The sequence below is a fragment of the Blastocatellia bacterium genome (assembly GCA_035275065.1).
Taxonomy (GTDB): domain Bacteria; phylum Acidobacteriota; class Blastocatellia; order UBA7656; family UBA7656; genus DATENM01.
Genome location: DATENM010000140.1, coordinates 33,586 through 60,063 on the forward strand (window position 1 = coordinate 33,586; position 26,478 = coordinate 60,063).

The window sequence follows — 26,478 nt, forward strand, 5'->3', positions numbered from 1 at the left end:
TTCCTTTCACTCATGACCGTACACGACATCATCATCATCGGCGGCGGGCCTGCCGGAACGAGCGCCGCGATCACGCTCGCCGGGCGCGGCGCTCGCGTTCTCGTGCTGGAAGAGAAGCGCATGCCGCGCGGCAAGCTCTGCGGCGAATTCATCACCCCCGAATCGTTCCCGACGCTTGAACGCTTAGGCGTCATGGGGTTGATGCTCGGCGCCGGCGCGCAGCGGCTGACACATCTGTCGCTCGTGGTGGCTTCGGGTAAGCGCGTCGAAACGCCGCTTTCGGCGATGTCTGCAACGGCGGACTGGGCGATGAGTCTGAGCCGCGCGCGCTTTGATCAAATCCTCTTCGAACGCGCCCGCGCCATTGGCGCCGATTGCCGCGAAGGCGTAGCGGTCAAACAGTGCATCACCGAAGGCGGCCGGGCGCGCGGCGTCGAAGCGTTGTCGCTTGCTGATGGCCAGGTGGTGCGCTTTGAGGCCCCGTTGATAATCGATGCATCGGGGCGCAACTCGCGCTTGATGGTCAACCGCGATGAGCGCCGCGCAGGGCCGCGCGGCGCGCGCCTCTATGGCTTGAAAGCACACCTCACGAACGTCCAGGGCATCAACGAACAGGTCGAGCTGTACTTTTTCCCGCAAGGTTATGGCGGGTTGTCCCTTGTCGAAGACGGGCTGGTGAATCTCTGCTTCATTGCCGACGAGCGCAGCTTTCGCGCTGCCGGCGGCGACGCCGCGAAGATCGTCGAGCAAACCATCATGCGCAATCCGCTCGCGGGCGAGCGCCTGCGCGGCGCGGAAGTCGTCGGTAAGTGGCACAGCGTCGGCCCGCTCGTCTTCGGCCACCGGCGGCTTTCGCAAGGCGGCGTGCTGGCCATCGGCGACGCTTCAGGCATGATCGATCCATTCACCGGCACAGGCATTCAGATCGCCCTGCGCACCGGCGAGCTGGCAGCCGAGGCGGTCACCGAGGCAATGAGTGAAAGCCGGGTCACGCCATCGTTGGATTTGTTCGAGCGCGCGTTGATGCATTACACCGAAGCTTACGGGCGCGAGTTCGGCACGCGCATGAAAGTCGCGGGCTGGTTGCGCCGTGTGGCGCTATCGCCAGCGGTCGCCGGCCCCGCCGCGAGGGTGCTTGCGTGGTCGCCGGCCTTGACGCGCCGTGTATTGCGCGCCACGCGCAGCGGCGGCCTGGCGTCAGTTTCAAGTTCGCAAGCCTGATCGCAGACTGATGTAAAACCCATAAGCGAAAGCCTGCGGTAATTTATGCCGCAGGCTTTTCGAATCTTTGACACAAGCGATTCGCTTGCGTGTGTGGTCATCAGATAACCATCGCCACGAAGGCACTAAGAATCACGATCTCTGTTTTGTTTCTTCGTGTCCTTGTGCCTTCATGGCGCTTCCCCCGGTTCAACTCATTTGAAACCCGCTTTAGGGTATACGGTGCTGCCGGTCATAATACCGATAGTACCGCGGATGTCTGCGCGTTATGACCATGACTCTGCCGTCGCGCATGCGCACGACTCTGCCGTTGCGCATACGAAAAACCCGGGCGTGACGATGATAACCATCGTTGTCTACGGTGGTGCGCACAACAGTGACGCGCCGGTGATGATCGTCCCGATCACGATCCCATCTCTGGCCGGCAAAGGCAAAGGTCGAACCCGCTAACAAGGTCAGCGATATGACTCCCGCGGATAGAAGTTTTCTCATGATTTACCCTCCTGTTCTTTCACTCGCCCACGTCCACTTTGCCCAACTCAATAATTCGCAAGCCCTATGCCAGGAAGGCTCCCGCGCCTCAGGGTGCCGTTGAGCCGCCGAACCACACGGGCTGTATGATCTTGGCGCGGCGGCGTGAATCATTTCGCTATCCGTCACTCAAACCCGCTCGGCGGCGCGCGTCCGCGGGCCTCAATTTTTGGAACTTTGCGGCGTCCCGCGCGTGCGCAAACCTAGCATTAAGCAAAAAGACAAATTCAGGAGGGAGTAAAATGCGCAAACGCTTTTATCTCTTTGTATCGTTATTCGCGGCGCTCAGCCTTTCGGTTGCGCTGGGCAGCGTCTTCGCCGCTCAGAAAGAGAAGGCAAAGGAAAAGACTCGCGCCCCGGAGGCGCAATCCAAAGCGGAAAGCGAAACGCCGCAGGTTTACACGATGTCCGGTTTCGCCGGCAGCGGCAGCTATCTTGGCGTCTACCTCGAAGAAGTCACGGCGGAGCGCGCCAAAGAATTGCGGCTCAGCGAAGAGCGCGGCGCCATCGTCAGCCGGGTGGTCGAAGGCAGCCCGGCAGAGAAAGCCGGCTTGAAGGAGAACGACTGCATCGTTTCGTTCAACGACCGGCGCATCGATAGCGTCGGCGAGTTGCAAAGGCTATTGAGCGAGACCCCCGCGGGCCGCAACGTCAAATTGGAAGTGGTGCGCGGCGGCAGCCGGCAAACGATCACGGCGGCGATGAGCAAGCGCGCGTCGAGCTTCGCCTACGCCTTCAATGCGCCGGAGTGGAAGGGCCAGGCGTGGGCGCAGACTGAAGAAGGCCGCAAGCAGTTGGAAGAGAACCGCAAGCAGATGGACGCGTGGCGTAAACAGTATCAAGACCAGTTGCGCCAGCATCAGGACGAGTTCAGGTACCTGCCCAACTTCGGCGACTTCAACCTTGACTACAACGTTGATAGCTCCGGCCGCTTCGTCTTCTTCAGCGGCTCGCGACTCGGCATTGGCGCCGAATCGCTGACCAATCAACTGGCGGAATTCTTCGGCGTCAAAGACGGTCACGGCGTGCTGGTGGCGTCGGTCAAAGAAGAGAGCCCGGCGGCGCGCGGCGGCCTGAAAGCCGGCGATGTCATCATCGCGGTCAATGACCAGAAGATCGAAAGCGTCAACTCGCTGGTCACGGCGCTCGCGGGTAAAGAAGGCAATGTGACCTTGAAGATCATCCGCAACCACGCCGAGCAGACCGTCAACGTGACGCTCGAAAAGCGCGACACGCCGCCCCCTGTGCGCCGCGTCACGACCTCGCGTCCGGTGCGGTCGGTGTAACCTCGGAATAAAGCACGTGACGCGGGAAGAGTGACGCGGGGACGCGGCGACGCGGCGACGCGGTGAAAGGAAAGCAAGCGGTTAGCCTCCGTCTCTTTCCCTCGCCGCGTCGCCGCGTCTGCTTTCCCCTCGCCGCGTCGCCGCGTCGCATTTTCTCTACTCCCCTTTTCGCCCCTTCCTTGATAACATAAGGCGTCGGCTCGGTTCCTTATGTCGCCCAAAAGAAAACTTCAACTCGCGCTCGGAGTCATCGTCGGCCTGATCGCCATGGGGACGATGGGCTTCAAGTTATTCTTGCCGACGCAGACCTGGTTCGAGTGTTTCTACTTCACGCTGATTACGATCACCACCATCGGCTATAAAGAGCTGGATGGCATGACCGAGCCGGCGCGTTACTTCACGGCCTTTCTCATTCTCACAGGCGTCGGCAGCATCGGCTTTGCGCTGTCGGCGGCGGCCCAGGCGCTGGTCGAATTCGAGATGGTCACGCAGTTCGGAAGGCGAAGGATGTACAAAGACATTAACAAGCTGACGCATCATTACATCGTCTGTGGCTCGGGGCGCATCGGCTCTGGGGTGATCCGCGAGATTGCCCGGCGCGGCCACGATTTCGTCATTATCGAGAACGACGAGACGATTGCCGACAAGCTGCTCGCTCAGGGCCATCTGGTGCTGATGGGCGACGCCACGAATGATGAAGTCTTGCGCGCCGCCGGCATCGAGCGGGCGAGCGGCCTGATCTGCGCCGTCTCGTCAGACCCCGACAACCTTTATATCACGCTCGCGGCGCGCGACCTCAACAAGACGATTCGCATCGTCGCCCGCGCCAACGAAGAGTCGGGCATCCCGCGCTTGCTCAAGGCGGGCGCGGATAAAGTGGTGTCGCCGGCCATCACCGGCTCGAACCAGATGGCGCAGGTTTTGTTGCGTCCGGCCGTCGCCGACTTCATGGAGATGGCGACCATGACCGAGCAACTTGAGCTGGAGATGGAGCAGATCGAGATTTACGACGGCTCGCCGTTCATCCGCCGCGCCTTGAAAGACACCGGCATTCGCGCGGCGCTCGACATCATCGTCATCGCCATCCGCCGCCAGAGCGGCACGATGATCTTCAATCCCGCAGCCGACACGGTGATCGAACTGCATGACGCGCTGGTCGCCATCGGCAGCCATAACAGTTTGCTCGCGCTTGAGCGCATGGCCAATCCCGGCAGCCCCCGCGGCGCGGTCTTACAACACCGCCATTGATCGGGCGAGTTGATCTTTGAAGGCCGGGGAAGGACTGGCACGCTACACGGCACGCGCCGCGACGGTCAGCGTCGCGCCCTGCCCGGCGGCGCTCATCAGGTAATCAAAGGGTCTGAGGAAGGGGATCGAAGCGAGAAAGGCGGCGCGCCCGAGCGCGCCCGCCGCCGGCCCGTAGAGCCGCGACTTCAGGCTCTGCCTGAGCGCGTGTGGGTTGTGGGCTTTCGAGTGAAAGCTGGTGCGATAAATCTCGAACCCGGTCGAGCGCAGCAAGCCCGCGAGCGTCGCCACAGTGAAGTGATAGCGGTGGCGCGGCACGTCGAGCGCGAACCAGTCGCCGCCGAACCAGCGCGCCTGATAGCTGGCGGCGTTCGGCACTTGCACAATCAGGGTGCCGCCGCGTTTCAGGATGCGCCGCGCTTCGACCATCTGCTCGCGCGGCTCGTTCGTATGCTCAAGCGCCGACCAGAAAGTCACCACGTCAAAGTATTCGTCCTCGCAGGCCGATGCGGTCAGCGTGCCGTTGAAGATGCGCAGCGGGCCGATGACGCGCTCGGCGGCGGCGGCAGCGGCGCGGCTAATCTCGACGCCGAACGGGTCCCACGCCTTCGGGTCGAGGGCGCGCAGGAAGAAGCCGGCGCCGCAGCCGACATCGAGCAATCGTCCGCTGCGCGGCTCGCACGCCGCCAGGAAACGGGTCTTCTCTGCCTGCGATTTGCGTATCCAGTCGAGCGACGGCTCGCCGCCCCAATAATCCGCGGGATAGAAATAGGCGAGCTCGTCGTCGCTCATCTCCGGCAGCGTGCGCAAGACGCCGCAGCCCTCGCAGCGCGCGATGGTAAAGGGGTGTTCCGAGTTGCGCAAGCGGTCGCGCGCCGTGTAGAGTTCGCGCGCCGAGGTTGCGCCGCAGATGCCGCAGCCGCGCGGCACGGGTCGGGGTTGTGACAGGGCGTTCATCATCTCGCATGAAAATTCTACCCCGCGAGATGGCAGGCAACAAACGGATGGAGGTGAAACGCGCCATGCGATTACGAATGCCGTGGGCAGCGCTTTTAATCGTCCTTCTCGCCGTCTTCGGGTCGGCAAAGCAACAGCGGCGCAAGTCGGATAGTGTAGCCGCGACGACAAAAGCCATTCTCGACGTTCTCAACCGACAGGTCGCCGCCTGGAATCATCACGACCTTGAAGGCTTCATGGCCGGCTACCGCAACTCTGAGAAGCTGTCGTTCTATTCGGGCGGCACCAAAACCTCCGGCTGGCAGCCGACGCTGGATCGTTACCGCAATCGCTATCAGAGCGCGGGCCGCGAAATGGGCCAGCTTGAGTTCACCGAGCTGGAAGTCGAGACGCTCGGCCCCGACACCGCTTTCGTGCGTGGTCACTGGAACCTGAAAATGACGACGGGCGACCAGGGCGGGCTGTTCACGCTCATCTTTCGCAAGTTCGCCGATGGCTGGAAGATCATTCACGACCACACCAGCGCCGCGTCCTGAACACGATGAAACCAGACACACGGATCAAGCTGGCGGCTCTACTGTTGGCGCTTGCCGGCTTCAAGCTAATCGCCGGGCCGAGCGTCGGGGCAGCGGCACAGCAGTTCGACCCGGCGGCCTGGGGCAGCAACCATGTCGGTAAGCCTGCGCCCGACCTTTACGGAGGCGACGAATGCCTCTTCTGCCATCGCGGCACGGTCGGCACCGTCTGGCAGAACGATCCGCACTTCCGCGCCATTCGCGACAAGTTTCAAGGCGGTCACACGGCGACTGAAATCGAAGCGCTCGGCGCGCAATCGTCATTCAAGCAGGCCGCGCCTCAGGCTGACTTCATCCTCGGCCACCGCCGCGCCGCGCGCTTTCTGCGGCGCAACGATCACGGCGGCTTCGACCTGCTCAACGCCACTTTGATCGATCCCAAACAGCCGCGCTTCGAGGCCCGTCGCCGCGCCGAGTGGGACGCGCAGAAGTTCGCCACGAAATGTATCGGATGTCACATGACCGGCGTTGACCCGGCGAGCCTGCGACCCTTTGAAACCTTTGTCGGCTGCGAATCCTGTCACGGCCCGTATGATGACCGCCACACCGGCGGCACCATCTTCATGCGCTTTGCGAAGAAGGCCAAAGAGACGCCACAGATGATCGCCTCGGCCTGCGGCAGCTGCCACCTGCGCGGCGGCGCGTCGCGTTCGACGGGCCGGCCTTTCGCGAATAACTTCGTATCGGGCGACAACCTCTTCAAAGATTTCGCCTTTGATTTTTCACATGCGGATGATGCCAATCTCAACGCGATGGACGCGCACATCCAGCGCAACGTCCGTGACATCGTCTTGCTCGGGCGCGACAATCTGACCTGCCTGTCGTGCCACAAGCTGCATTCGACAGGCTCCGCCCTGCACCGTCGCCAGCCGAAGACCGATTACTGTACCGTCTGCCACAAGAATGAGCCGTTTAAAGAGCTGAAGCCGTACGAAGTTCACAGCGCCCTATGTGAATATTAGCCGGCGGCTTTGCAGACGCCGCGCGTTTGTGGATAATAGTTACGGCTCGATCTCAAGTTCTCAAACACCAATCACCGTCAGCTTGTATGGCTCAAGGCTGAATTGCTCAGGAGGCAACCGTCTATGTGGATACCCAAGCACATCCGCGACCGGCGCAAGGGCATTGACACGCCCATCCCGACGCAAGCGATTTCCAACGAAGAGTTCTACCCGCTGCCGCAGACCCCAGAGCAGCATAAGGTCGAACACCTTATCAACGAGATGGCCGACAAGAAGGCCAAACGGCTCGGCGTTCCGCGCCGCCAGTTCCTGCGCACCAGCGCCGGCATGGCCACCGCCTTCGTCGCGATGAATCAGGTCTTCGGTAATTTCTTCGAAGTCGCCGAAGCCGAGACCTGGGAGCAGGCGGCTTACGACGAGCGCTGGCCAAAGAACCAGTTCATCATGGACGTGCAGACGCATCACGTCAAAGACGGCATGAAGATCGGCGGCGCGACCGGGTTCCGCGCCTTCGAGTTTTTGAAAGACCTCGGCGTGCAGTTGAAAGACGACACCGACGCCTACAGCTTTAAGACGTTCGTCAAAGAGATCTTCCTCGACAGCGACACCGTGATGTGCGTCATCAGCGGCGTGCCCGGCCACGAAGAGTACGGCGTGCTGCCGACCTCGCTGATGGCCAAGAGCCGCGACCGCATCAACGAGATGAGCGGCACGACGCGGGCGCTGTCGCAGAGCAACGTCGCGCCGAATCACTACGCCAGCCAGCAGCAGCTCTTCGACCGCATGGAGTTTGAAGCCAAGACCTATAAGCACAGCTCGTGGAAGCTCTACCCGCACACGACGCCGAGAGGCTCGACGGGTCAGCCGTGGTGGCTCGATGATGAAAAGGTGGCTTATCCGTATTTCGAGAAGGCCAAGCAACTCGGCATCAAGCTGATCAGCGTCCACAAAGGTTTCCCCTCGACGGGCCAGCATCACGACTACGCGCACCCGCGCGACGTCAAAAAGGCGGCGCTCGATCATCCGGACATGACGTTTGTCATCTATCACTCGGCGTTCAAGGCGGACGTTCCGCCGGGCGCAAAAATGAACGTGCCGATTGCCGAAAACGGCGCCTTCGAGTGGACCTGGGACTTTGTGCAGGATCGCAAGAAGAATCCGAAGATGACTAACGTGTACGCCGAGATTGGCTCGTCATTCGGGCTATCGGCGAGCATGCAGCCGGTGTTGGCGGCGCACTTCATCGGCCAGTTGCTCGACGCCTTCGGCTCGGATCACATGATCTGGGGCACCGATTCGCTCTGGTGGGGCTCGCCGCAGTGGCAGATCGAAGCCTTCCGCCGCTTCCAGATTCCTGAAGATATGCAGAAGAAATTCGGTTACCGTGCCATCACCGACAAGGACAAAGAGAAAATCTTTGGCTTGAACGCCGCGCGCATTTACAAGATCGATGTCGCGGCCAAGCGCAAAGCCATCCCCAAAGATTACATGTCGCACATCAAGACGGCGTACAACCAGAACGGCGCCGAGCCGTCGAACCACTTCTACGGCTGGGTGGCAAACACCAAATAGCGCCGCCATCTACAACCCGGCGGCCCGACAGGGATGGGGCACAACCCATCCCTGTTTTCTTTAGCCGAATGGGCTATCGCAGCCCGTAGACGCCATTCAACTCAATCGCCCGCCCGCCCCTGCGAAACAGGTCAACGTCCAGATGCACAGCTTCCTCGACGAGCGCGACATCTACAGGGTTTTGCATATCATAGTTCTCTGAATACGTCGGGCTGAATAGCTTCCAGACGATGCAGTTGTGCTTGCTTACGTGAATCGGGGAGAGAAAATTCAACAGTGTCGGCTCGATGGCTTCACAGCGGATCCCTTCAAAACAGCCGATTGAACAGTCCGTGTCCAGAAGGTTGTCTTCAACGTTGAGTCCGGTCATCCGGTTTACCCGGTATTTCTTATCCAGCTTGCTGAAGAAAGCGTTGGCCACTTCATACGACTCTGGCCAAAGCTTCCCGCCATTCCTTCCTATGGTCTCCCCGATAGCCCAAAACTCGCCTCCGCCGCTCAGTCCATGAGCGATGGCGCCGATCAATCGCTCCAACTCCACCACGTGGTGAAGGCCGGAGACGCATAAAATGAGGTCGAACTTTTCACCCTGTAGGTCCAGTTCATTGACGTCTTCAATGACCACCTCGACGTCGCAATACTTTGCGATCCTCTGTCTCGCCATTTCCAAAAGCTTGGGATTGATGTCAACGAGGGTCACATGGAGGTTGTCGGAAGCCACGCTGCGAACAAAATCGGTCTCGATACGTGCAGCGCCGGCGCAGAGCGACAGGACGCGGAACTTGGATGATCCATTTCCCTTCCCCGCAGCCTCGAACTCGCTTAACTTGGTTTGCAGCCGCCAGCCGAACGGCGGCGGATTAAGCTGCAACAGCTTAATGAGAAGTTCGTGAGAATAGGCAAACGCGCTGGTCGGGGCCGCGGGCGTTTGCGGTGCGGGCGCCTCTTCCACCCGAGCTATAGCGGGGGAGTTTTCGGGCGTCGTCTCTGCCGCTGTGAAACGGCGATGCCAGCGCGCCCACATATTTCGCAATAGCCCTTTTGGCTCCGGAGGCGGAGGTTGAGGATCAGCCGCTGCGACCGAGCCGCCTCCAACTGCGACAGCCGTGATGACCGGATCAGGCTCGGGCTCGACAGCGGCGGTAGGACCAGCTTCGGGGTCCGCGGGCGGGGGGGGGTCTGCGCACTGAAAAATCGCGTTCTGGTAGTAAGCATCAAAATTCGCTTCTTCATTGCGCATCCGCAGTGCTTTGAATGCTCTGGCGCGGTTAAGGTCAATCGACTTCTCATCGCTTACAACGAACTCATAAAAGCCAAGCTCGTCCGCTTCGGAGGGAAGCGTAGATGTCGGGACGCACTCGACGACGAACGCTCCGACGCGGCCAACGACTTCATCCAGTTCGAACGGCTGCTCGATCCAGGGCTGTTGCGGGTCAAAGCCGGGCACAGACTGCCGAAGTAATTCGACTTCGCGCGTTGCGTTTTCCGCAGAGCCGGGGTCATCTGTGGGCCGAAACCGCACGCTCACCTCAACTCTGTCGGCAACTGCTTCTCTTTCCGTAGGGCCAAAGGTGATGAAGCCTGTGTCGCCCGCGCTAACCTTCAACGGTTCGAAGACTACTCGGGCATTCGCCTTCACGGCTAACCCTAGCCTGGCAATGATGTTGGTGCGCATCGTCCGCCAACCGACCGAGCCGGCGTCATCCGCAGGGGTTAGCCGTTTAGACCCTGCCGAGTCTTCTACGGCTAGTGGGGTTTCTTCCGAGAGAAACATGCCGATCTCCTTGACCTCACACAGTCAGCTTAGTGACTTGCGCCTAATGAAGGCGGCGGGCCTGAGTGTTTAACATTACATTCAATCGCCGGAGGGAGTGATTGCCCGGAAAGCACGACGAGGGGCCGGGGCGTCCGTGAAGGAGAGTCAGCAACCAGGCTACTTGCACCCCTCCTTCGTATGCATGACGGTGACCGTTGCTAGCGTGTTTTCGCTGGTTAAGGGCAAGCCATCGGAAACATCTTGCAGATAGAAAACCTGACCATTAGCCACCCACTCGCCCGTCGGCCAGGACCCCTTGAACGGAACGCGCCCGAACAGCGGGCCGTTCGGCGAGCCGATGTGAATTTCCATCTCCTTCACCCCCGACGCCTCCCAGGTAATGGTGGTCTTCCCGGAGGTTTCGTTATGGCACAGCTGGATCGGGTTGGGGCCCGCGGTGATCGTTCCCCTTCGCGTCGCGACCTGACTCGGCGCCGCGTTTGAGGAGGGGGTCGAGGCAGCGCGATTGGCGGGCGCGGAGTTATCCTTGACGTCCGAACACCCGTAGAGAGCAAAGACACTCAATAGCAATAACCACAGTATACGGCCCGCTGACTTAAGCATCTGTTGTCCTTTTCGTTTGAAAATCCTCGATGATGTTGACGGTCGACGGTATCTTAACTTCTTCCCAAATAAGGAAGGAAATTCTAGAAAAAAGCCAAAGAGAAGTCAAGGCAGGACCCCATCGCGAGCAAGGCTGTAATCAGGCCGCTGGGAGATTCTGTCGCGCTAATGTAATAATTAAATTTGGACTCTCAAGAAGGGAAATCACATGGCTAAAATCAGAGTGCTGCCCGATACGCTCGCTAATCAGATTGCCGCCGGCGAAGTCGTCGAGCGGCCCGCATCCGTAGTCAAAGAGTTGTTGGAGAACGCGCTCGACGCCGGCGCCCGCAGCATCAACATCGAAGTCGAATCGGGCGGCAAACGCCTGATTCGCATTATCGATGACGGCGAAGGCATGACGCGCGATGACGCCATCACCGCTTTCGAGCGCCACGCGACCTCGAAGCTGCGCCGCGCCGAAGACCTCGAAGCAATCACGACGCTCGGCTTTCGCGGCGAGGCGCTGCCGAGCATCGCGTCGGTATCGCGCCTGCACCTGCGCACCAAGACGGCCGACGACGTCGAAGGCACCGAAGTCGAATTCAATGGCGGCAAGCTTACCCATGCCCGCGACATCGCCTGGCCAGGCGGCACCGAAGTCGAAATCAAAGACCTTTTCTTCAACGTGCCGGCGCGCAAGAAATTCCTCAAGAGCGACGCCACCGAAACCTATCACATCACCAATCTGGTGCAGCATTATGCGCTCGCCAACCCCCAGCTTTCGTTCTTGCTCATCAATAACGGGCGCGATGCGATTCGGGTGGCCCCGGCGCGCTCGTTGAAAGAGCGCGCCTATCAGATACTCGGCAGCGCGCTGCTCAACAAGCTTTTGGAAGTGAAAGCCGAGAGCGGCGGCTTGCGCGTCGAAGGCTTTGTCTCGAACCCGCAGGAGCAACGCTCGTCGCGCGATCAGCAATACCTGTTCGTCAACCGCCGCTTTGTCCGCGATCAACTGATTGGCCGGGCGATCTCGGAAGCCTACCGCTCGATGATGCCTTCGGGGACCTACCCGGCGGTGGTGCTGTTCATTGAGGTGCCGCCGACCGAGGTCGATGTCAACGTCCACCCGGCGAAGACCGAAGTGCGCTTTCTGCACGAGAGCGCCATCGTCGCGTTCGTGCGCGATGCCGTCGCCGAAGCCATCCGCGCCATCGAGCCGACGACGCGCATCGGCGTCAACCGGGACAACAGTGGCGTCGCAGAAGAATCGCGCCGCTGGCCCGCGCCGCAAGCGGCTGAAGAACGTCAGGGAGAAGCGATTCGTCTTTCGGTTCCTACCCGGCCGAGCTTAACGGACAGGCCGGACGAGCCCATGCGTTCAGCGTCCGGGCCATCCACATCACAGAGCGAAGAACCGCTTGATCGCTTGAGCGGCGCGCTGCCGGTTGCAGCGATGAACTCAAGTCAAGCCATTGCAGCGGACTCAGGCAATAGCGCCGAGCAGCCATCGCTTGAATCACCTGGCCAGTTTGCGCCGTCTGCTTCAGAGATTACTGAATCCGTGCCCGAACCCGTCGCGCCGAGTGCAGCGCCCGAAGCCCAGGCCCTGCCGAATCTCGGCCACGGCATCAAGCCGCTCGGTCAGATTCGCGATAGCTACATCGCCGCCACCGACGAAGAAGGCTTGCTGCTCGTAGATCAGCACGCCGCCCACGAGCGCGTGTTGTTCGAGCAGTTCCGCGACATCCGGCTGACGCGCCCGGCGGACGTCCAGGCGTTGCTGATTCCTGAAACCCTCGACCTCACCCCTGCCGAAGCCGACGCCTTCAGCATCGTCCAAGAAGAACTGGAAAGCATCGGCATCGAAACCATGCGGCTGTCCGGGCGAACCATCGCCATCAAGACGGCGCCCGCCGGCCTCGCGGCGAAAGACGTGATTGCCCTGGTGCGCGAGATCGTCGGCGTCGTCGAACGCGAGCGGCGCAGCTTTTCGCTCGATCACCTGCGCGACGAGATCGCCGCCTCGCTGGCCTGCAAGGCAGCGATCAAAGTCAATATGCGGCTGACTTCGGAAAAGATGCAGTGGCTGATTGATGAGCTGATGAAGACGCAGAACCCGATGACCTGCCCGCACGGGCGGCCCATCCTCATGCGCATGGGCCTGCGCGACATCGAGCGCGGCTTCAAGCGACCCGTGTGAAGGGTGCTGCGGAAATCCGCCGAGTCAGCCTCATCTTTTCGATGCCTCTCCGGGCCGCCCCGCCAACCGCTCTGGAATTCCTTGGCCGATGTTGCCACTCGGGCTATCCAGCCACACCGCCGTCGTGTAATATGGGCCGGTCGCAGTAGCATTCTCAAGTAAAGAAAAAATAGAAGCTTCCGATTATAAGGAGCGGCCCGGCCTGCCGCGCCCTGCCAGATTGTAAAGGCAGTCGCGCGCGTCTCCATGCGGTCAGGCACGGGCCTTGTTTATGATGCAGGTACGTACTTCCCCAACACCTTCACGGCCAAGGTGTGCCAGAAACCAGGCCGAACACCTTCAAACGGACGAGGCCACTCGCGAGCTTTGGCTTCGCCGCCAGACCAGCCGGCGCTTCGCCGACGCGGCGCTGGCGTTCGGATTATTCTTTACTCTGATCTTGTCATCGCCCGGCGGCCGTATCCGCGCAGCGAGCGGCGCAAGCATCAGCCTGACGGCGACCGCCGTGACTTACACACAGGACTTCAACACGCTGGCCGGCAGCGGCTCGTCGAGCACGCTGCCGACGGGCTGGGCCTTCATTGAGTCCGGCGCCAACGCCAACACGACTTACACTGCCGGCAGCGGCTCAAGCACCACCGGCGACACCTACAGCTTCGGGGCATCGGGAAGCAGCGAACGCGCCCTGGGCGGCCTGCAAAGCGGTAGCCTCATCCCCACTGTCGGCGCTTGCTTCACCAACAACACGGGCGGCACGATCAACGCGCTGGCCGTCGCTTACACAGGCGAACAGTGGCGACTCGGCGCGAGCGGGCGCGGCGCCGACCGCCTGGACTTTCAATTGAGCACGAATGCGACCAGCCTGACGACTGGAACCTGGATTGACTACGACAGCCTCGACTTTTCCAGCCCCGTCACCACCGGCACAGTCGGTGCGCTCAACGGCAACACGGATGTCAATCGGTCGAGCCTGAGCTTCACGATCAACGGCCTGAACATCGTCAACGGCCAGACCTTCTTCATTCGCTGGCTCGATTTCAACGTCTCGAATTCCGACGATGGGCTGGCCATTGACGATTTCTCGCTGACGCCTGATGGCAGCGGTGGCAACGGCAACCCGTCGGGCGTCGGCGCGGCCAATCCTTCAACGGTGAATCCGGGCAGCGCCACGCTGCTGACTGTGCAAGCCATGCCGGGTACAAATCCGCCGAGCAGCGGTCTGGCGGTTGCCGCTGACCTGACGGCGATTGGCGGCGCGGCCAATCAGCATTTCTTTGACGACGGCACGCACGGCGACCTCACGGCAGGCGACAATATCTTTTCATTTCAAGCCACGGTAGCCGCCGCGACCTCAACGGGCAACAAGAGCTTGCCGGTGACGATCAGCGACGCGCAGGGGCGAACCGGGACGACGGCGATCCTCTTGAGCGTGGTCACGGCGGGCGGCGCTTGCGCTCGTTGCGGCGTCGAGCGCTGGTCTGTGAAGACCGGCACAGACCCCGATGCCGCCCTCATCGATACAGCGCATCCCACAACGACGACGATTGCCGTCATGCGGAGCTGGCCGAGCCAGCCCAGCCCGCCTAGCAACAGCCGCATTGCGCCTTACGAAACGACCGCCTGGACGGTCGAAGCAACCTTGACACTTTACAAGAAGGAAGACGACTCGGATTATCACCTGGTCTTGCAAGACGCGGCGGGCAACACCCTCGTTTCCGAGATTCCCTGCCCCGGCTGCGTCGGCAGCGGTTGCCCTTTTGCCTCGATGATCAGCAATGCGCGAGCGACTTTCGATGCGCGGCTGACGGCAACGGGCAGCTTTCAGACGGCGAACCTTCCGGTGCGTGTGACCGGCATCGGCATGTTCGACTTCCCACATGGACAGACGGGGGCAGCGCCAAATCAAATTGAATTGCACCCGATCATCGACATCGTCTTCGAACCGAACTGTAGCCTCGGCGTGTCGAACCTGTATCCATTCGCCAGGGCAACCGGCGCACAGGCGACGGTGAAGGTGACCGCCAGCGGAGCTTGCCCGTGGACTGCGACCAGCAATGCCAACTGGATCACTATCACGTCGGCAGCCTCCGGCATTGGCATCGGCTCTGTAACCTATGTGGTACGCGATAACTTCACGGGCAGCGCGCGACAGGGAACGATGACCATCGCCGGCCAGACCGTCACGGTCACGCAGGACGGTGGAGCGGGCAATGATTGCCTGTATTCGATCTCGCCGCCGGCGCAAACCTTCAGCAGCAGCGCCGGCAGCGGCACGCTTCTCATTGCGGTTTCCGAGCGTTGCTCGTGGCAGGCAGCCGCAAATGTGCCCTGGATTACAATCACTTCAAGTCCGAACGGCATCGGCAACGGCTCGGTGACGTTTTCGGTCGCCGCCAATTCGGGCAGCCTCGCGCGCAAGGGGGCGATCACCATCGGCAGCCAGTTCTTCAATGTCAAACAGAAAGGCGCGCCCACGAGCGCAGCGATTCATCGCCGGGTAAATTAAAGTCCTTCCCGAAAAGTTTAGAGTGGGTTGCAATCGCGTGTAGCCTGGGAGCGCGGGCGTCTCGCCCGCCGGTCTTTCGCATGCGCGCAGCAAGCGGGCGGGACGCCCGCGCTCCCAGGCCATCAGAAAAGGCCGGCGGCGAGGCTTGGACGGTCGGTGATCTCCCAGGCGGTGTCGTCGCGCAAGACGCGTGAGACCAGCGCCGTGTGAACGCCGTGGCCTGTGCGCTCGGCCTCGACGCGACCGAGGATGGGCATGCCAAACAATGCCAGGTCGCCCATGATGTCGAGAATCTTGTGGCGCACGAACTCGTCGGCAAAGCGCAGCCCTTCGCGGTTAAGGATGCCGCCCTCGGGCGTCAAGATGATGGCGTTTTCAAGCGAGCCGCCGCGAATCAGGCCGGAATTGCGCAGCGCCTCGATCTCGTCGAGAAAGCCGAAGGTGCGCGCCGCCGCGATGTGACGCGCGAACTGACCATCAATGATGCTGACTTCGCGCCGCTGTGTGCCGATCATCGGATGCGGGAACTCGATCAGGCACGAGATGGCAAAGCGGTCCGCCGGCGCCAGGCTCATGCGCCGGTTGCCCTGCACGACTTCCGTAGGCTTGAGGACGCGCAGGAACTGGCGCGGCGCTTCGAGTGTGACCGTGCCCGCCGCCTCAATCAATTCGATGAAGGGTTCGGCGCTGCCATCAAGGATCGGCACTTCCAGCGAATCAATCTCGATGATGCAGTTGTCTATGTGTGTGCCGGCGAGCGCGGCCAGCAGATGCTCGACCGTCGCGATCATCACCCCCTGGCGCATCAGCGTGGTGGCGTAACTGACGCGCGCGACGAACTGCGGCGCGGCGGGTATCTCGAAGTTATTTAAATCGGTGCGGCGAAAAACGTAGCCGCTATAGGCGGGCGCGGGCCGCAAGGTCAGGCGCGCCGGCTCGCCGGTGTGCAAGCCATGGCCGGCGGTCGAGACTGCTCTTGCAAGCGTCGTTTGTCTTATCAACAGTCTTTCCCCTCTCGCGTCATTGCACTACGGGTGCTTTAGATTAGGCATGGGCCGTGCCAAGCAGTTTGCCTGGTAAAAGCGGCTTTTTTCAAGGGAAATCGAGCAATGCCTGCGGGCGGCGGTCGCTAGCTGTCGCCTGCCTGCCACAACCGCTGTGGCGCGACGCGCACAATCAATTTAGAATGTCAGGTCTAATTCGCGAAGATCAACGGGAGCGACCCATGAACGTCACAGAAAATATTCCCATCGGCACGGCGGTCGAGCATGTCATCGAAGTCACACGCGAAATGACAGTCGCGCACTTTGTCGAAGCGATGCCCGCGGTCTACGGCACACCCATCATGATCTTTCACATGGAGAATGCCGCAGGCCAGGCGCTCGCCCGGCACCTGCCCGCGGGATGGGTGTCGGTCGGCGTCGTCGTCAACGTCAAGCACCTGGCGGCGACGCCGGTCGGCGCGCGAGTCACTGTGCGCGCCGAAGTCGTTTCGGTAGACCCGCACACAGTGACTTTCAAAGTCGAAGCCCACGATGGCCTCGACAAGATCGGCGAAGGCTTGCACGTGCGAGCGCCGGTCGAGCTGGCGCGGTTCCTGAAGCGCGTCGAAGCCAAAGCGCAAAAGCTTGAATAAGCCAAAGGCTTGAATGAGCCGCGGCAGTGACCGATTATGCCGGGCTGCTTGCGTCAAGCGCGATGGGCTTGCTAGTTTTGTTGCAACGCGGAGGTGAATGGGGCCTGGTGGTTCTCGCGGGCTTCAAACCCGTTGCGGGTCGCCGAGAGGCGGTCTGGGTGGGTTCGATTCCCACACACCTCCGCCAACCTTTTATTGAGCAGAGCAGAAGGAAACGTCATGGCCGATACACGCATTGCCTGTGTGCAGATGGACGTCGCGATTGGCGATGTCGCCGCGAACCGCCAGCAGATTACCGAACGACTCCGCGAAGCCGCCGCTCACGACGCGCAACTGGTCATCTTTCCCGAATGCGCGCTGACCGGCTACTGTTTCGATTCGCTCGATGAAGCCGCGCCGTTTGCCGAGCCGCTCGATGGGCCGTCGGCGCAGGCCATCGCCGCGGCCTGCCGCGAAGCGGATGTGCATGCCATCGCCGGCTTCATCGAGCGCCAGGGTGAGCGTTATTACAATGCGGCGATGGTGGTCGGGCCGGCGGGCGTCGTCGGCAGTTACCGCAAAGTCCACCTGCCCTTCCTCGGCGTTGACCGTTTCTTGACGCCGGGCGACCGGCCTTTTGAAGTCATTCGGCTGCCCTTCGGTCGCATCGGCGTCAACATCTGCTACGACGCCAGCTTCCCCGAAGCGGCGCGGGCGCTGAAACTGCTGGGCGCGGAGATGGTGATTCTGCCGACGAACTGGCCGGGCGGCGCATGGCGCACCGCCGAGTTCATCGTCAACGCCAGGGCGAGCGAGAACCACCTGCACTTTGCCGCCGTCAATCGCGTCGGCACCGAGCGCGGCTGGCAATTCATCGGCAGGAGCAAAGTCGTCGACTGCATGGGCGATACGGTTGTCGAAGCGAGCCGCGAGCAGGCTGAAATTGTTTACGCAACGCTCGATATGGAATGGTCGAACCGGAATAAGATCGTCAATGTGGCGGGGTCTTATGAGATAGATCGACTGGCTGACCGACGACCGGAGTTTTATGGTGTGATTGCGCAGCCGGTGACCAGGGCGCAGGCCGCGGACTGATGGGCGGCGCAGACGGCGGCGGGCCGGCGCGCCTGCTAATTCTGACCCGGCGCTCGGGGGCCGAGCAAGCCGGGTCAGAATCGGGGGCAGCCTCAGGCCGCGATCAGGTTGACTTGAACCTTCTTCGACTTGCCGCAGCCGTAACAGGTCATCACCACGGCGTTGACATCATCTTCGCAACGATGCGGGACGCCCCAGTAGTGCCGATGATTCGTTAAGAATTCCCAGATAATCGCCATAACCCTCTCCCTCAGATCAATTGTTCCTGCAGTCCGTTATACCGTTCGCAAATCCCATGCCGAGAGACGGCGGCGGCATAACTCGCGTCGATTTCAAATAGCCGGAATAGTTTGGCGCAGCAGCGTGCGGCTAAGCGAAACGCGCGCATCCGAGCGACGTACGCAATTCATGCACGCGCGTATTTAAAACAGACGTGCAAGCGTAAGCTCTCTGTAAGGCGCGTCTGGTGTGTGGGGTTCAGCTAAGGGGAATGCCAGAGGTCAGTCGAACTTCACATCTTCGTAGACATCGCTGAGTGATAGCCTCCCGCCGATGCTGTCGAGTGTCAGCGTGCCGTCGAGGCCGGTCACTTCCTCGCGCGCCCATTCGCCGTCCGCCTGCCGCGTGAAGTGGATGGCGCGTGGCGCGTCCTGAGCAATCAACAGGTATTCACGGTAGGTCGCAATCGCTTTATAGGCGGTGAACTTTTCTTCAAAGTCGCGCGACGCCGTCGTCGGTGACAGGACTTCGACAATCAGTACAGGATTAATCAGCGCATCAACGCCGTGAATGGTTTGAAAGCGCAGCTCGCCGCAGGCCACCGACGCATCCGGGTAACGGTAAGGCGGCATCGTCGGCGTCCATATAGGCGTGTCGCCGGTAAATGCTCGGCATCCATCGCCAAGTTGCTGACTCAGGCGATGATGGACATTGCCGGAGATGAGGTAGTGTTGTCGCTTGCCGCCGCTCATGCAGACAAGCTCGCCGTCCCAATACTCCCAGCGCGCCTCGCTCGCCTGCTCCAGCGCGAAATACTCCTCCAGCGTGAAGTAATGCTGCGGCATGTCTTTTCGGTTAGTCGCCATGCTCTACCTTCCTTCTTTGTGGAGCCAGTTTAGCACACAAAGACGACGGGCGCATTGAGCGACGCACGGCGGCCATTGCGCGACCGGCACCCGTTCGCGGAGAATAGGCGCGAAGGAGACGATCTCATGTTTGAAGGCTTGTCATCGGTGCTTGCCGTGCTGACGGCGATGATTACGCCGGCGGTGTTGATCTCGGCGTGCGGCTCGTTGATTCTCTCGACCTCGACGCGCCTGGGACGCGTCGTTGATCGCGTGCGCGAATTGTCAGACCGCTTCGAGCGCATGGCGACCGACGAGAAGGAGATTGCCATGGCCAGAGAGAAGCGCGCCATGATCTTCGACCAGCTCGACCGTCTGACCAGCCGCGCGCGCATCCTGCAACGCAGCATGACAAGCTTTTATCTGGCGCTCGGCATCTTCGTCGCCACCAGCTTCGCCATCGGCATGGTCGCCATCCTGAACACGCGCCAGGGCTGGATACCTGTGGCACTGGGGCTGCTGGGCGCGGCCTTCCTGTTCTATGGCAGTATTCTGCAAATCCTTGAAGCGCGGCTGGCACTGGCGGCGACTTATCGCGAGATGGATTTTATTTGGGAGATGGGCAAGCATTACGCGCCCACTGAGCTGATTGACCAGCGCGACGCGCGCAAGCGCAGCATCTGGCGGTCGCGCTAAGCCTGCCGGCTCGCCAGGCGGTCGAGATGGCCGGCGACGATGTCGGGGAGCATCTGGTTGAAAGCCGAATGCGGTAAGACCAGGTCGCAGCCGGCGGCGCGGGCGCGGCGGATCGCATCGGTCTGGACGTGTGAAACGAAAGCGACGACGGGAATCGCGCGCAACGCGTCTTGTGACTTCAAGTGTTCGATGGCCTGCACCGGGTCAAGGCGCTCGGCCTTCAAGTCTATGATCACCAGTAGCGGCGGCGCTGTGGCAAGCGCTTCGAGCTGCTCAAGCGAGCGGATGCGCTCGACGGCGCGCCCGGCAGCACTGGCGGCGGCGTTGATCTTCGCCGCGAAAAACATATCGTCAACAATCAGGCTGATCTTTTCCATTCCTGCCTTCTATTCTACGACTCGCCTAAGCAGGCCGCCAGTGCGCTTCGATGCCGCCGCCGGCCAGCAGCCCGGCGGCACGGCTGGCCGGACGCCTCTGCAACCCTCATCAATGCGAATGTCCCGCGTGATGCAGGGAGGCCATCATTGATCGCGGGCTCGATGTTAACGGCAAGTCAACGTGCTGGTCCTGCATGATCTCTCTAATCTGCGCGACGATGTCAGGGTGCTCAGCGGAAACGTCGCGCGTTTCGGCGATGTCGTTGGCCAGGTCATAAAGCTCAATCGCTTTTTTCTTATTCTTCTTTCTGCGATTGCGATCATTGATCCGCACGCCTTTCCATTGGTCGAGGCGTACCGCTTGAATGATGCCGCGATCATTCTTGATGCGGAACTCCCAGTATAAAGGCGGGTGCGGCGGCTGTTCGTGGCCCAACAGGGTCGGCAGCATGGAAATGCCATCGAGATTCATCGGCGGGGACGTGCCCGCAAGCGCAACGGCGGTCGGGAAAAAATCCCAGAAGGCCCACGGCGTGCTATTGACCTGCCCCTGCATGATCATGCCCGGCCAGCGCACGATCATGGGGATGCGAATGCCGCCCTCGTAAAGCTGACGCTTGAGGCCGTTGAGCGGCCCGGCGCTCTGAAAAATGTCGCTGCTTTCGGGGCCATTGTCGCTGCTGAAGAAGACAATCGTGTTCCCGTCAATTCCGAGGTCTTTCAAGAGGTTGATTAAGCGCCCGACATCGCGATCCAGATAGGTGATCATCGCCGCGTAGTTCTTGTCTAACTGCTCCCACGGCTGATCCGAGTAAGGCGCGTCGGAAGGAATTGTGTAGGGCGCGTGCGGCACCATATAAGCCAAGTACAAAAAGAATGGGCCATCCTTTTGGCGTTGGATGAATTTGAAGGCGTCGTCCGTAAACAAATCTTGTTGATATGATCTGGCAGGCACGGCCTCCGGCTGTCCATTGCGCCACAAGGTGGTGGGATAATACGTGGCCTCCGAATGCTCCAGAAAACCGTAGGCGTAATCAAAACCTTTGCGATTCGGGCTGCCGCTCGTCGTGGCATTGCCCAGCCCCCATTTGCCGACTACTCCGGTGGCATAGCCCGCCGCTTGCAACTCCTGGGCAACCGTGGTGTCCTCTGGCCGCAAAGGCGTATCCGGGGGACTGGAGTTGTTGCGAATGTAGGCATGTCCCATATGCAGGCCGGTCATCAGGGAACAGCGCGCCGGCGCGCAAACGGCGTTGCCCGTATAGCTGTCCGTAAACCGGATGCCTTCAGCCGCCATACGGTCGAGATTCGGCGTTTGAATCATCCGTTGTCCGTAACATCCCAGGTCACCGTAGCCGAGATCGTCGGTCAAGATAAAGATGATATTCGGCGGCTTACCCTCTGCCGAGCGGACGTGCGCCGAACGACCCGGGCTGATAAATGATGGGACGATGGCGAGCGTGAGCAAGAGGAAAAGCGGTCCTCGCCTGGCGAGGCTATGCCGGCGGGCTTTCTGCATGCAACCTCCCACAATGCATTCCCGCAAACCTGGCGAGTGGCGCTTAAAGGCCGCAGCCGGATGCGGGCCGTTGATTTCACACAGTCCAAGTCCGTAGATTTTGGAGTCTAAGAAGTTTCCCGACTTGTTCGATTTTTCCAGGGCCAACTAAAGGCGTCGTGCAGTATACGGCGCGAGCGGCTGCTGAGGCAAGGCCGCCTCGTCATTGGCCGGTCACTCACTTGAAAAGGCGGCGCGGCTGCGGCTAATATTCGTCATTCTGACAGCACTCTCACATTTCAAATTACGGAGGCATCTCGAATGAAACTGAAAGCACTGATGTTGTGCGCGCTGTTGTTTGCCGTGAGCGCGCAGGCCGTCGCCAAAGGGCCGAAACTCGACGGCGCGTACCGTTACGTCTCAACCACCTTCTCCGGCGGCAAGCAGACCGACGCCGAGACCAAAGGCATGCTGGTCGTTCACGGCAAGTACATGGCGTTCGTGCGCGCTAACATTGACCGCAAGACATGGGATCAGCAGGAGCCCGCCGACGAGCGCACGAAGAAGATCGTCGCCGCTTACCAGGGGCTCGCGGCGACCTGCGGCGAGTACAGCGTGGAGGGCAACATCATCACCTTGCAACAACTGGCACAGGCCAGCCCGCTGACCATGGGCAAAGCCGTCAAGTGGGAATATAAGCTCGCAGGCACCACCCTGACGATCAAGCCGGTCGCCAATCCCGGCGTCGAATTCACCTTTGAGCGCCTGCCGGAGTAGGAAATAGTAGGCAGTCCCGTGGGGGCGCGATGTTTATAGTTGGCAGCAGCAAAAGAACCTCTGCCCTGTAGGGGCACGATGTTGACATCGCGCCCCTGGCGGAGCTTGATTCTTTAAGGGCATTAGTGACTATATACATTGCGCTCCTAACGGAGCCGAACCAGGCGCTTCTGACTACCTACTGCTCTGGAGGAGGATTGTGATGAAAGCAATGCGTGGGCTGGTATTGATCTGCACCCTCGCGGTCGCGGCGGGGCCGCTCGCGGCTTTTGCTCGACAGGATAAGACTGTTGATAAGGCCGCCGCCAAGTCACGGGCCGAAGAGGTCAAAAAAGCCGAGAATCCCGGCCCGGTGCCGCAGGCCGGGGATAAAAAAGAAGAGGCGAAAAAGGAAGAGCCGAAAAAGGCCGACCCGTTCTCGACGCCGACCTTTAACGGCCTGCGCTTCCGGCTGATCGGCCCGGCCTTCACATCGGGGCGAGTCGTCGCGGTCGCGGTTGATCCGACCGACCACAGCCGTTACTTCGTCGGCGCGGCTTCGGGCGGCGTCTGGAAGACGACCAACTCCGGCACGACCTGGACGCCGGTCTTCGATAATGAAGGCTCTTATTCAATCGGTGTCGTCGTCATCGATCCGAAGAACCCGTTGACCGTCTGGGTCGGCAGCGGCGAAAACAATAGCCAGCGCAGCGTCTCTTACGGCGACGGCGTCTATCGCTCGGACGACGGCGGCAAGACCTGGAAGAACATGGGCTTGAAGGCTTCCGAGCACATCGGCCAGATCAGCATCGATCCGCGCGACTCAAATGTCGTTTACGTCGCGGCGCAGGGGCCGCTGTGGGGGCCGGGCGGCGAGCGCGGCCTGTTCAAGACCACCGACGGCGGCAAGACATGGAAGCCTTCGCTCACCGTCAGCGAAAACACCGGCATCACCGACGTTGCGATTGATCCGAACAATCCCGACACGCTCTATGCCGCCGCCTATCAACGCCGCCGCCACGTCTACACGCTGGTCAATGGCGGCCCGGAGAGCGCGCTCTATAAATCAACCGACGCCGGCGCGACCTGGAACAAGCTGCGCGCCGGTTTGCCGACTTCCGAGATGGGCCGTATCGGCATCGCGATTTCGCCGGTTGATTCAAATGTGATCTATGCCTCTATCGAAGCGGCGGACCGCAAGGGCGGCATCTTTCGTTCGAGCGACCGCGGCGCGAGCTGGGAGCGGCGCAACCCTTACGACACCACGGCGATGTATTACGGCCACGTCTATTGCGACCCGAAAGAGGTTGACCGCATCTATGTGCCGAACGTTTTGATGATGGTCTCGGACGATGGCGGCAGGACGCTGCGCCCGCTCGGCGAGCGCTCGAAGCACGTAGACAACCATGTCATCTGGATTGACCCGACTGACACCAACCGTTACCTGGTCGGCTGCGACGGCGGCCTCTACGAGAGCTTTGACCGCGGCGCCACCTGGGACTTCAAAGCGAACCTGCCCATCCCGCAGTTCTACGACATCACGACCGACAACGCGACGCCGTTTTATAACGTCTACGGCGGCACGCAGGACAACTACAGCATGGGCGGGCCGTCGCGGACGCGCTCGATTTCCGGCATCGTCAACGCCGACTGGTTCGTCACGCAAGGCGGTGACGGCTTCCGCTCACAGGTTGACCCGGAAGACCCGAACACCGTCTACGCCGAGTTGCAGTACGGCAATCTGGTGCGCTTCGACAAGCGCACGGGCGAGCGCATGGGGATTACGCCGGCGCCGGGGCGCGGCGAAGCGGCGCTGCGCGTCAACTGGGACGCGCCGTTCATCATCAGCCCGCACTCAAGGACGCGGCTGTACTACGCCTCGAACAAGCTCTTCCGCTCGGATGATCGCGGCGACACCTGGACGCTGGTAAGCAACGACTTGACGCGCCAGCTCGACCGCAACAAGCTGCCGGTGTTTAACAAAATCCTGAGCGTTGACGCCGTCGCCCGGCATGCTTCGACCGATCCATTCGGCAACGCCTCGGCGCTGTTCGAGTCGCCGAAGAAAGACGGGCTGGTCTATGTCGGCACCGACGACGGCTTGATTCAAGTGACCGAAGACGCCGGCAAGAACTGGCGCAAGATCGATAGCTTCCCCGGCGTGCCCGAGATGACTTACGTGTCGCGGGTTACCGCCTCGCAGCACGACGCCAACACCGTCTATGCAGCGTTTGATAATCACAAGCGCAGCGACTTTGCGCCCTACCTGCTCAAGAGCACGGACGCGGGCCGCTCGTGGTCATCGATTGCCAGCAACCTGCCGAAGAACGGGCCGGTGCTGGCGATTGCCGAAGATCACGTCAACCCGAATCTGCTGTTCGTCGGCACCGAGTATGGCGTCTTCTTCACGATTGACGGCGGCAAGCGCTGGGTGCAGCTCAAAGGCGGATTGCCGACGATTGCGGTGCGCGACATCGCGATTCAGCGGCGCGAAAACGACCTGGTACTGGCGACCTTCGGGCGCGGCATCTACATCCTCGACGACTACACGTCGCTCAGGAACCTCAGACCGGAAACGTTCACGCAAGAGGCGGCGCTCTTCCCCGTCAAAGACCCGCTGATGTACATCCAGTCGCAGCCGCTCGGCGGGCGCGGCAAGTCGTTCCAGGGCGAATCGTTCTACAACGCCGATAATCCGCCTTACGGCGCGACGTTTACTTATTACTTGAAAGAAGCGCCGAAGACGCGCAAGCAGTTGCGCCAGGAGGCCGAGAGGGAAGCTGAAAAGAGAGGCCAGCCCATCTATCAACCGACGCTCGAAGAGTTGCGCGCCGAAGACGAAGAGGAAGCGCCGACGGTCTTCTTGACGGTCAAAGACAGTGAAGGCCGTGTCGTCAGGCGGCTGACGGGGACGGCGGTGCCGGGCTTCAACCGCAGCCATTGGGATTTGCGCTATTCGTCGCCGGTGATTTCGCAGCGCCCGCCATCGCCTGAGGAAGAAATATTTGGCGACCCGCCGTCGGGGCCGCTGGTGCTGCCCGGCAAGTATTCGGTTTCGATGGCGCGGCGCGTCGGCGGCACGATCACGCCGCTCGGCACGGCGCAGGAGTTCACCGTCTATGTCGAAGGCCAGGGCCAGATGAACCCGGCGGATCGCGCCGCGCTGGTCGAGTTCCAACAGAAAGTCGCGCGCTTGCAGCGGGCGGTCACCGGGACACTCGAAACCGCGAACCAGTTGAAGGCGCGGCTGGCGCTGATCAAGCGGGCGCTACAAGAGACGCCCACTGCCGATTTCAAGCTGACCGAGGACGCGCAGGCTATCGAGCGCAAGCTCGACGACCTGTTGCGGGCGCTGCGTGGCGACCAGACGGCGCGCTCGCGTAATCTGGACACGCCGCCTTCGATCAGCGACCGTGTCAACACGATACTCGGCGAGCAACGCATGTCCACCTCGCGCCCGACCCGCACGCAGCAGGATCATTACGCTGCCGCCGCCGCTGATTTTGAAGCGGCGCTGGCCGCCTTGCGCGCCCTGGTCGAAGGCGACCTGGCGCGGCTGGAAAAGGCGATGGAAGCGGCGGGCGCGCCCTGGACGCCGGGCCGCATCCCTGAATGGACAAACAATTGAGCGGCTGATCCAGGCAATCAACCGCCAGGAGGCTAGAGCGTGTTTTGAAATAGCGGTAAGCCCTGAAAGGGCTTCGGTCAATAGCCGATGGCAACGCCACCGGGAATCAATAGCCGATGGCAACGCCACCGGGAGTCAATAGCCGGTGGCAACGCCATCGGTCAGCAGCGAACGATGTCCCGACCCTGAAAGGGTCGCCGTGGTCGTAGACGGCGACCCTTTCAGGGTCGTTGACCGCTTGGCATGGCTTCCGTGGGCGTTGCTTCCGTGGGCGTTGCCCACGGCTATTGACAGCATCCCCTTCGGGGATATGTTCAAAACCCGCTCTAAGG

Annotated in this window: 22 protein-coding genes and 1 tRNA gene; 14 read left to right on the forward strand and 9 right to left on the reverse strand. The window is 61.1% G+C overall.

From position 1 onward, the window contains the following. Positions 1 to 12 precede the first annotated feature (12 nt). Entirely contained in the window at positions 13 to 1,221 is a 1,209-nt protein-coding gene (locus tag VJ464_26070) for an FAD-dependent oxidoreductase (GenBank protein HKQ08616.1), read from the forward strand. A 210-nt stretch (positions 1,222 to 1,431) separates the two neighbouring features. Here VJ464_26070 and VJ464_26075 read toward each other — a convergent pair whose 3' ends face one another. Continuing rightward, positions 1,432 to 1,713, reverse strand: a complete 282-nt coding sequence (locus VJ464_26075; protein ID HKQ08617.1) for a hypothetical protein — start codon at positions 1,711 to 1,713, stop codon at positions 1,432 to 1,434. Between the two features lie 281 nt (positions 1,714 to 1,994). Between VJ464_26075 and VJ464_26080 the strand changes: the two genes are divergently transcribed. After that, positions 1,995 to 3,038, forward strand: a complete 1,044-nt coding sequence (locus VJ464_26080; GenBank protein ID HKQ08618.1) for a PDZ domain-containing protein — start codon at positions 1,995 to 1,997, stop codon at positions 3,036 to 3,038. A gap of 210 nt (positions 3,039 to 3,248) precedes the next feature. Beyond that, positions 3,249 to 4,286, forward strand: coding sequence for a potassium channel protein (locus tag VJ464_26085; protein ID HKQ08619.1), 1,038 nt, complete (start codon positions 3,249 to 3,251; stop codon positions 4,284 to 4,286). A gap of 42 nt (positions 4,287 to 4,328) precedes the next feature. Here VJ464_26085 and VJ464_26090 read toward each other — a convergent pair whose 3' ends face one another. Then, complete coding sequence (locus VJ464_26090; protein ID HKQ08620.1) at positions 4,329 to 5,243, reverse strand: class I SAM-dependent methyltransferase; 915 nt, start codon at positions 5,241 to 5,243, stop codon at positions 4,329 to 4,331. A gap of 62 nt (positions 5,244 to 5,305) precedes the next feature. Here VJ464_26090 and VJ464_26095 point away from each other — a divergent pair, with 62 nt between their 5' ends. From VJ464_26095 to VJ464_26105, 3 genes are all read left to right on the forward strand, one after another. Then, the gene (locus tag VJ464_26095) at positions 5,306 to 5,776 is read left to right on the forward strand and encodes a nuclear transport factor 2 family protein (protein ID HKQ08621.1); all 471 of its coding nucleotides are present in this window, start codon (positions 5,306 to 5,308) and stop codon (positions 5,774 to 5,776) included. 5 nt (positions 5,777 to 5,781) lie between these two features. Beyond that, positions 5,782 to 6,777, forward strand: coding sequence for a multiheme c-type cytochrome (locus VJ464_26100; protein HKQ08622.1), 996 nt, complete (start codon positions 5,782 to 5,784; stop codon positions 6,775 to 6,777). A 123-nt stretch (positions 6,778 to 6,900) separates the two neighbouring features. Next, positions 6,901 to 8,349: an amidohydrolase family protein gene (locus VJ464_26105; protein ID HKQ08623.1), complete on the forward strand. Its 1,449-nt coding sequence runs from the start codon at positions 6,901 to 6,903 to the stop codon at positions 8,347 to 8,349. A 73-nt stretch (positions 8,350 to 8,422) separates the two neighbouring features. On the opposite strand, the gene VJ464_26110 is transcribed toward VJ464_26105, so the two are convergent. Next, on the reverse strand, positions 8,423 to 10,123 hold the full coding sequence (locus VJ464_26110) for a class I SAM-dependent methyltransferase (GenBank protein HKQ08624.1): 1,701 nt from the start codon (positions 10,121 to 10,123) through the stop codon (positions 8,423 to 8,425). A gap of 159 nt (positions 10,124 to 10,282) precedes the next feature. After that, complete coding sequence (locus tag VJ464_26115; GenBank protein HKQ08625.1) at positions 10,283 to 10,729, reverse strand: hypothetical protein; 447 nt, start codon at positions 10,727 to 10,729, stop codon at positions 10,283 to 10,285. Positions 10,730 to 10,937: 208 nt separating this feature from the next. On the opposite strand from VJ464_26115, the gene mutL reads away from it, so the two are divergent. Both mutL and VJ464_26125 read left to right on the forward strand, forming a co-directional pair. After that, on the forward strand, positions 10,938 to 12,911 hold the full coding sequence (mutL, locus tag VJ464_26120) for a DNA mismatch repair endonuclease MutL (GenBank protein HKQ08626.1): 1,974 nt from the start codon (positions 10,938 to 10,940) through the stop codon (positions 12,909 to 12,911). A gap of 271 nt (positions 12,912 to 13,182) precedes the next feature. After that, positions 13,183 to 15,417, forward strand: a complete 2,235-nt coding sequence (locus VJ464_26125; protein HKQ08627.1) for a BACON domain-containing protein — start codon at positions 13,183 to 13,185, stop codon at positions 15,415 to 15,417. 122 nt (positions 15,418 to 15,539) lie between these two features. On the opposite strand, the gene lpxC is transcribed toward VJ464_26125, so the two are convergent. Then, the gene (lpxC, locus tag VJ464_26130) at positions 15,540 to 16,418 is read right to left on the reverse strand and encodes a UDP-3-O-acyl-N-acetylglucosamine deacetylase (protein HKQ08628.1); all 879 of its coding nucleotides are present in this window, start codon (positions 16,416 to 16,418) and stop codon (positions 15,540 to 15,542) included. A gap of 224 nt (positions 16,419 to 16,642) precedes the next feature. Here lpxC and VJ464_26135 point away from each other — a divergent pair, with 224 nt between their 5' ends. The 3 genes from VJ464_26135 (at position 16,643) to VJ464_26145 (ending at position 18,127) form a co-directional block, all read left to right on the forward strand. Further along, the gene (locus VJ464_26135) at positions 16,643 to 17,053 is read left to right on the forward strand and encodes a hotdog domain-containing protein (protein HKQ08629.1); all 411 of its coding nucleotides are present in this window, start codon (positions 16,643 to 16,645) and stop codon (positions 17,051 to 17,053) included. 89 nt (positions 17,054 to 17,142) lie between these two features. Beyond that, a tRNA-Sec gene (locus tag VJ464_26140) sits at positions 17,143 to 17,240 on the forward strand. A 32-nt stretch (positions 17,241 to 17,272) separates the two neighbouring features. Further along, complete coding sequence (locus VJ464_26145; protein ID HKQ08630.1) at positions 17,273 to 18,127, forward strand: carbon-nitrogen hydrolase family protein; 855 nt, start codon at positions 17,273 to 17,275, stop codon at positions 18,125 to 18,127. Positions 18,128 to 18,219: 92 nt separating this feature from the next. Here the strand turns inward: VJ464_26145 and VJ464_26150 are convergent, their stop codons facing one another. Then, positions 18,220 to 18,366, reverse strand: a complete 147-nt coding sequence (locus tag VJ464_26150; GenBank protein ID HKQ08631.1) for a hypothetical protein — start codon at positions 18,364 to 18,366, stop codon at positions 18,220 to 18,222. Between the two features lie 261 nt (positions 18,367 to 18,627). Beyond that, on the reverse strand, positions 18,628 to 19,212 hold the full coding sequence (locus VJ464_26155; GenBank protein ID HKQ08632.1) for a Uma2 family endonuclease: 585 nt from the start codon (positions 19,210 to 19,212) through the stop codon (positions 18,628 to 18,630). Between the two features lie 126 nt (positions 19,213 to 19,338). Between VJ464_26155 and VJ464_26160 the strand changes: the two genes are divergently transcribed. After that, complete coding sequence (locus tag VJ464_26160) at positions 19,339 to 19,887, forward strand: DUF2721 domain-containing protein (GenBank protein HKQ08633.1); 549 nt, start codon at positions 19,339 to 19,341, stop codon at positions 19,885 to 19,887. On the opposite strand, the gene VJ464_26165 is transcribed toward VJ464_26160, so the two are convergent. Continuing rightward, positions 19,884 to 20,264, reverse strand: coding sequence for a response regulator (locus VJ464_26165; GenBank protein HKQ08634.1), 381 nt, complete (start codon positions 20,262 to 20,264; stop codon positions 19,884 to 19,886). The two genes, VJ464_26160 and VJ464_26165, sit on opposite strands and share 4 nt — an antisense overlap. 109 nt (positions 20,265 to 20,373) lie before the next feature. Further along, positions 20,374 to 21,783 (reverse strand): arylsulfatase, encoded by a 1,410-nt coding sequence (locus VJ464_26170; GenBank protein ID HKQ08635.1) that lies wholly within the window; start codon positions 21,781 to 21,783, stop codon positions 20,374 to 20,376. A gap of 300 nt (positions 21,784 to 22,083) precedes the next feature. Between VJ464_26170 and VJ464_26175 the strand changes: the two genes are divergently transcribed. After that, complete coding sequence (locus VJ464_26175) at positions 22,084 to 22,539, forward strand: hypothetical protein (protein HKQ08636.1); 456 nt, start codon at positions 22,084 to 22,086, stop codon at positions 22,537 to 22,539. A gap of 202 nt (positions 22,540 to 22,741) precedes the next feature. Continuing rightward, complete coding sequence (locus VJ464_26180) at positions 22,742 to 26,146, forward strand: glycosyl hydrolase (protein HKQ08637.1); 3,405 nt, start codon at positions 22,742 to 22,744, stop codon at positions 26,144 to 26,146. The last annotated feature ends 332 nt before the right edge of the window (positions 26,147 to 26,478 follow it).

Excerpts from the sequence above, each read along its gene's own strand:
- VJ464_26070 (HKQ08616.1), top strand. The coding sequence starts at position 13 with ATGACCGTACACGACATCATCATCATCGGCGGCGGGCCTGCCGGAACG.
- VJ464_26075 (HKQ08617.1), bottom strand. The coding sequence starts at position 1,713 with ATGAGAAAACTTCTATCCGCGGGAGTCATATCGCTGACCTTGTTAGCG.
- VJ464_26080 (HKQ08618.1), top strand. The coding sequence starts at position 1,995 with ATGCGCAAACGCTTTTATCTCTTTGTATCGTTATTCGCGGCGCTCAGC.
- VJ464_26085 (HKQ08619.1), top strand. The coding sequence starts at position 3,249 with ATGTCGCCCAAAAGAAAACTTCAACTCGCGCTCGGAGTCATCGTCGGC.
- VJ464_26090 (HKQ08620.1), bottom strand. The coding sequence starts at position 5,243 with ATGATGAACGCCCTGTCACAACCCCGACCCGTGCCGCGCGGCTGCGGC.
- VJ464_26095 (HKQ08621.1), top strand. The coding sequence starts at position 5,306 with ATGCGATTACGAATGCCGTGGGCAGCGCTTTTAATCGTCCTTCTCGCC.
- VJ464_26100 (HKQ08622.1), top strand. The coding sequence starts at position 5,782 with ATGAAACCAGACACACGGATCAAGCTGGCGGCTCTACTGTTGGCGCTT.
- VJ464_26105 (HKQ08623.1), top strand. The coding sequence starts at position 6,901 with ATGTGGATACCCAAGCACATCCGCGACCGGCGCAAGGGCATTGACACG.
- VJ464_26110 (HKQ08624.1), bottom strand. The coding sequence starts at position 10,123 with ATGTTTCTCTCGGAAGAAACCCCACTAGCCGTAGAAGACTCGGCAGGG.
- VJ464_26115 (HKQ08625.1), bottom strand. The coding sequence starts at position 10,729 with ATGCTTAAGTCAGCGGGCCGTATACTGTGGTTATTGCTATTGAGTGTC.
- mutL (HKQ08626.1), top strand. The coding sequence starts at position 10,938 with ATGGCTAAAATCAGAGTGCTGCCCGATACGCTCGCTAATCAGATTGCC.
- VJ464_26125 (HKQ08627.1), top strand. The coding sequence starts at position 13,183 with ATGATGCAGGTACGTACTTCCCCAACACCTTCACGGCCAAGGTGTGCC.
- VJ464_26135 (HKQ08629.1), top strand. The coding sequence starts at position 16,643 with ATGAACGTCACAGAAAATATTCCCATCGGCACGGCGGTCGAGCATGTC.
- VJ464_26145 (HKQ08630.1), top strand. The coding sequence starts at position 17,273 with ATGGCCGATACACGCATTGCCTGTGTGCAGATGGACGTCGCGATTGGC.
- VJ464_26150 (HKQ08631.1), bottom strand. The coding sequence starts at position 18,366 with ATGGCGATTATCTGGGAATTCTTAACGAATCATCGGCACTACTGGGGC.
- VJ464_26155 (HKQ08632.1), bottom strand. The coding sequence starts at position 19,212 with ATGGCGACTAACCGAAAAGACATGCCGCAGCATTACTTCACGCTGGAG.
- VJ464_26160 (HKQ08633.1), top strand. The coding sequence starts at position 19,339 with ATGTTTGAAGGCTTGTCATCGGTGCTTGCCGTGCTGACGGCGATGATT.
- VJ464_26165 (HKQ08634.1), bottom strand. The coding sequence starts at position 20,264 with ATGGAAAAGATCAGCCTGATTGTTGACGATATGTTTTTCGCGGCGAAG.
- VJ464_26170 (HKQ08635.1), bottom strand. The coding sequence starts at position 21,783 with ATGCAGAAAGCCCGCCGGCATAGCCTCGCCAGGCGAGGACCGCTTTTC.
- VJ464_26175 (HKQ08636.1), top strand. The coding sequence starts at position 22,084 with ATGAAACTGAAAGCACTGATGTTGTGCGCGCTGTTGTTTGCCGTGAGC.
- VJ464_26180 (HKQ08637.1), top strand. The coding sequence starts at position 22,742 with ATGAAAGCAATGCGTGGGCTGGTATTGATCTGCACCCTCGCGGTCGCG.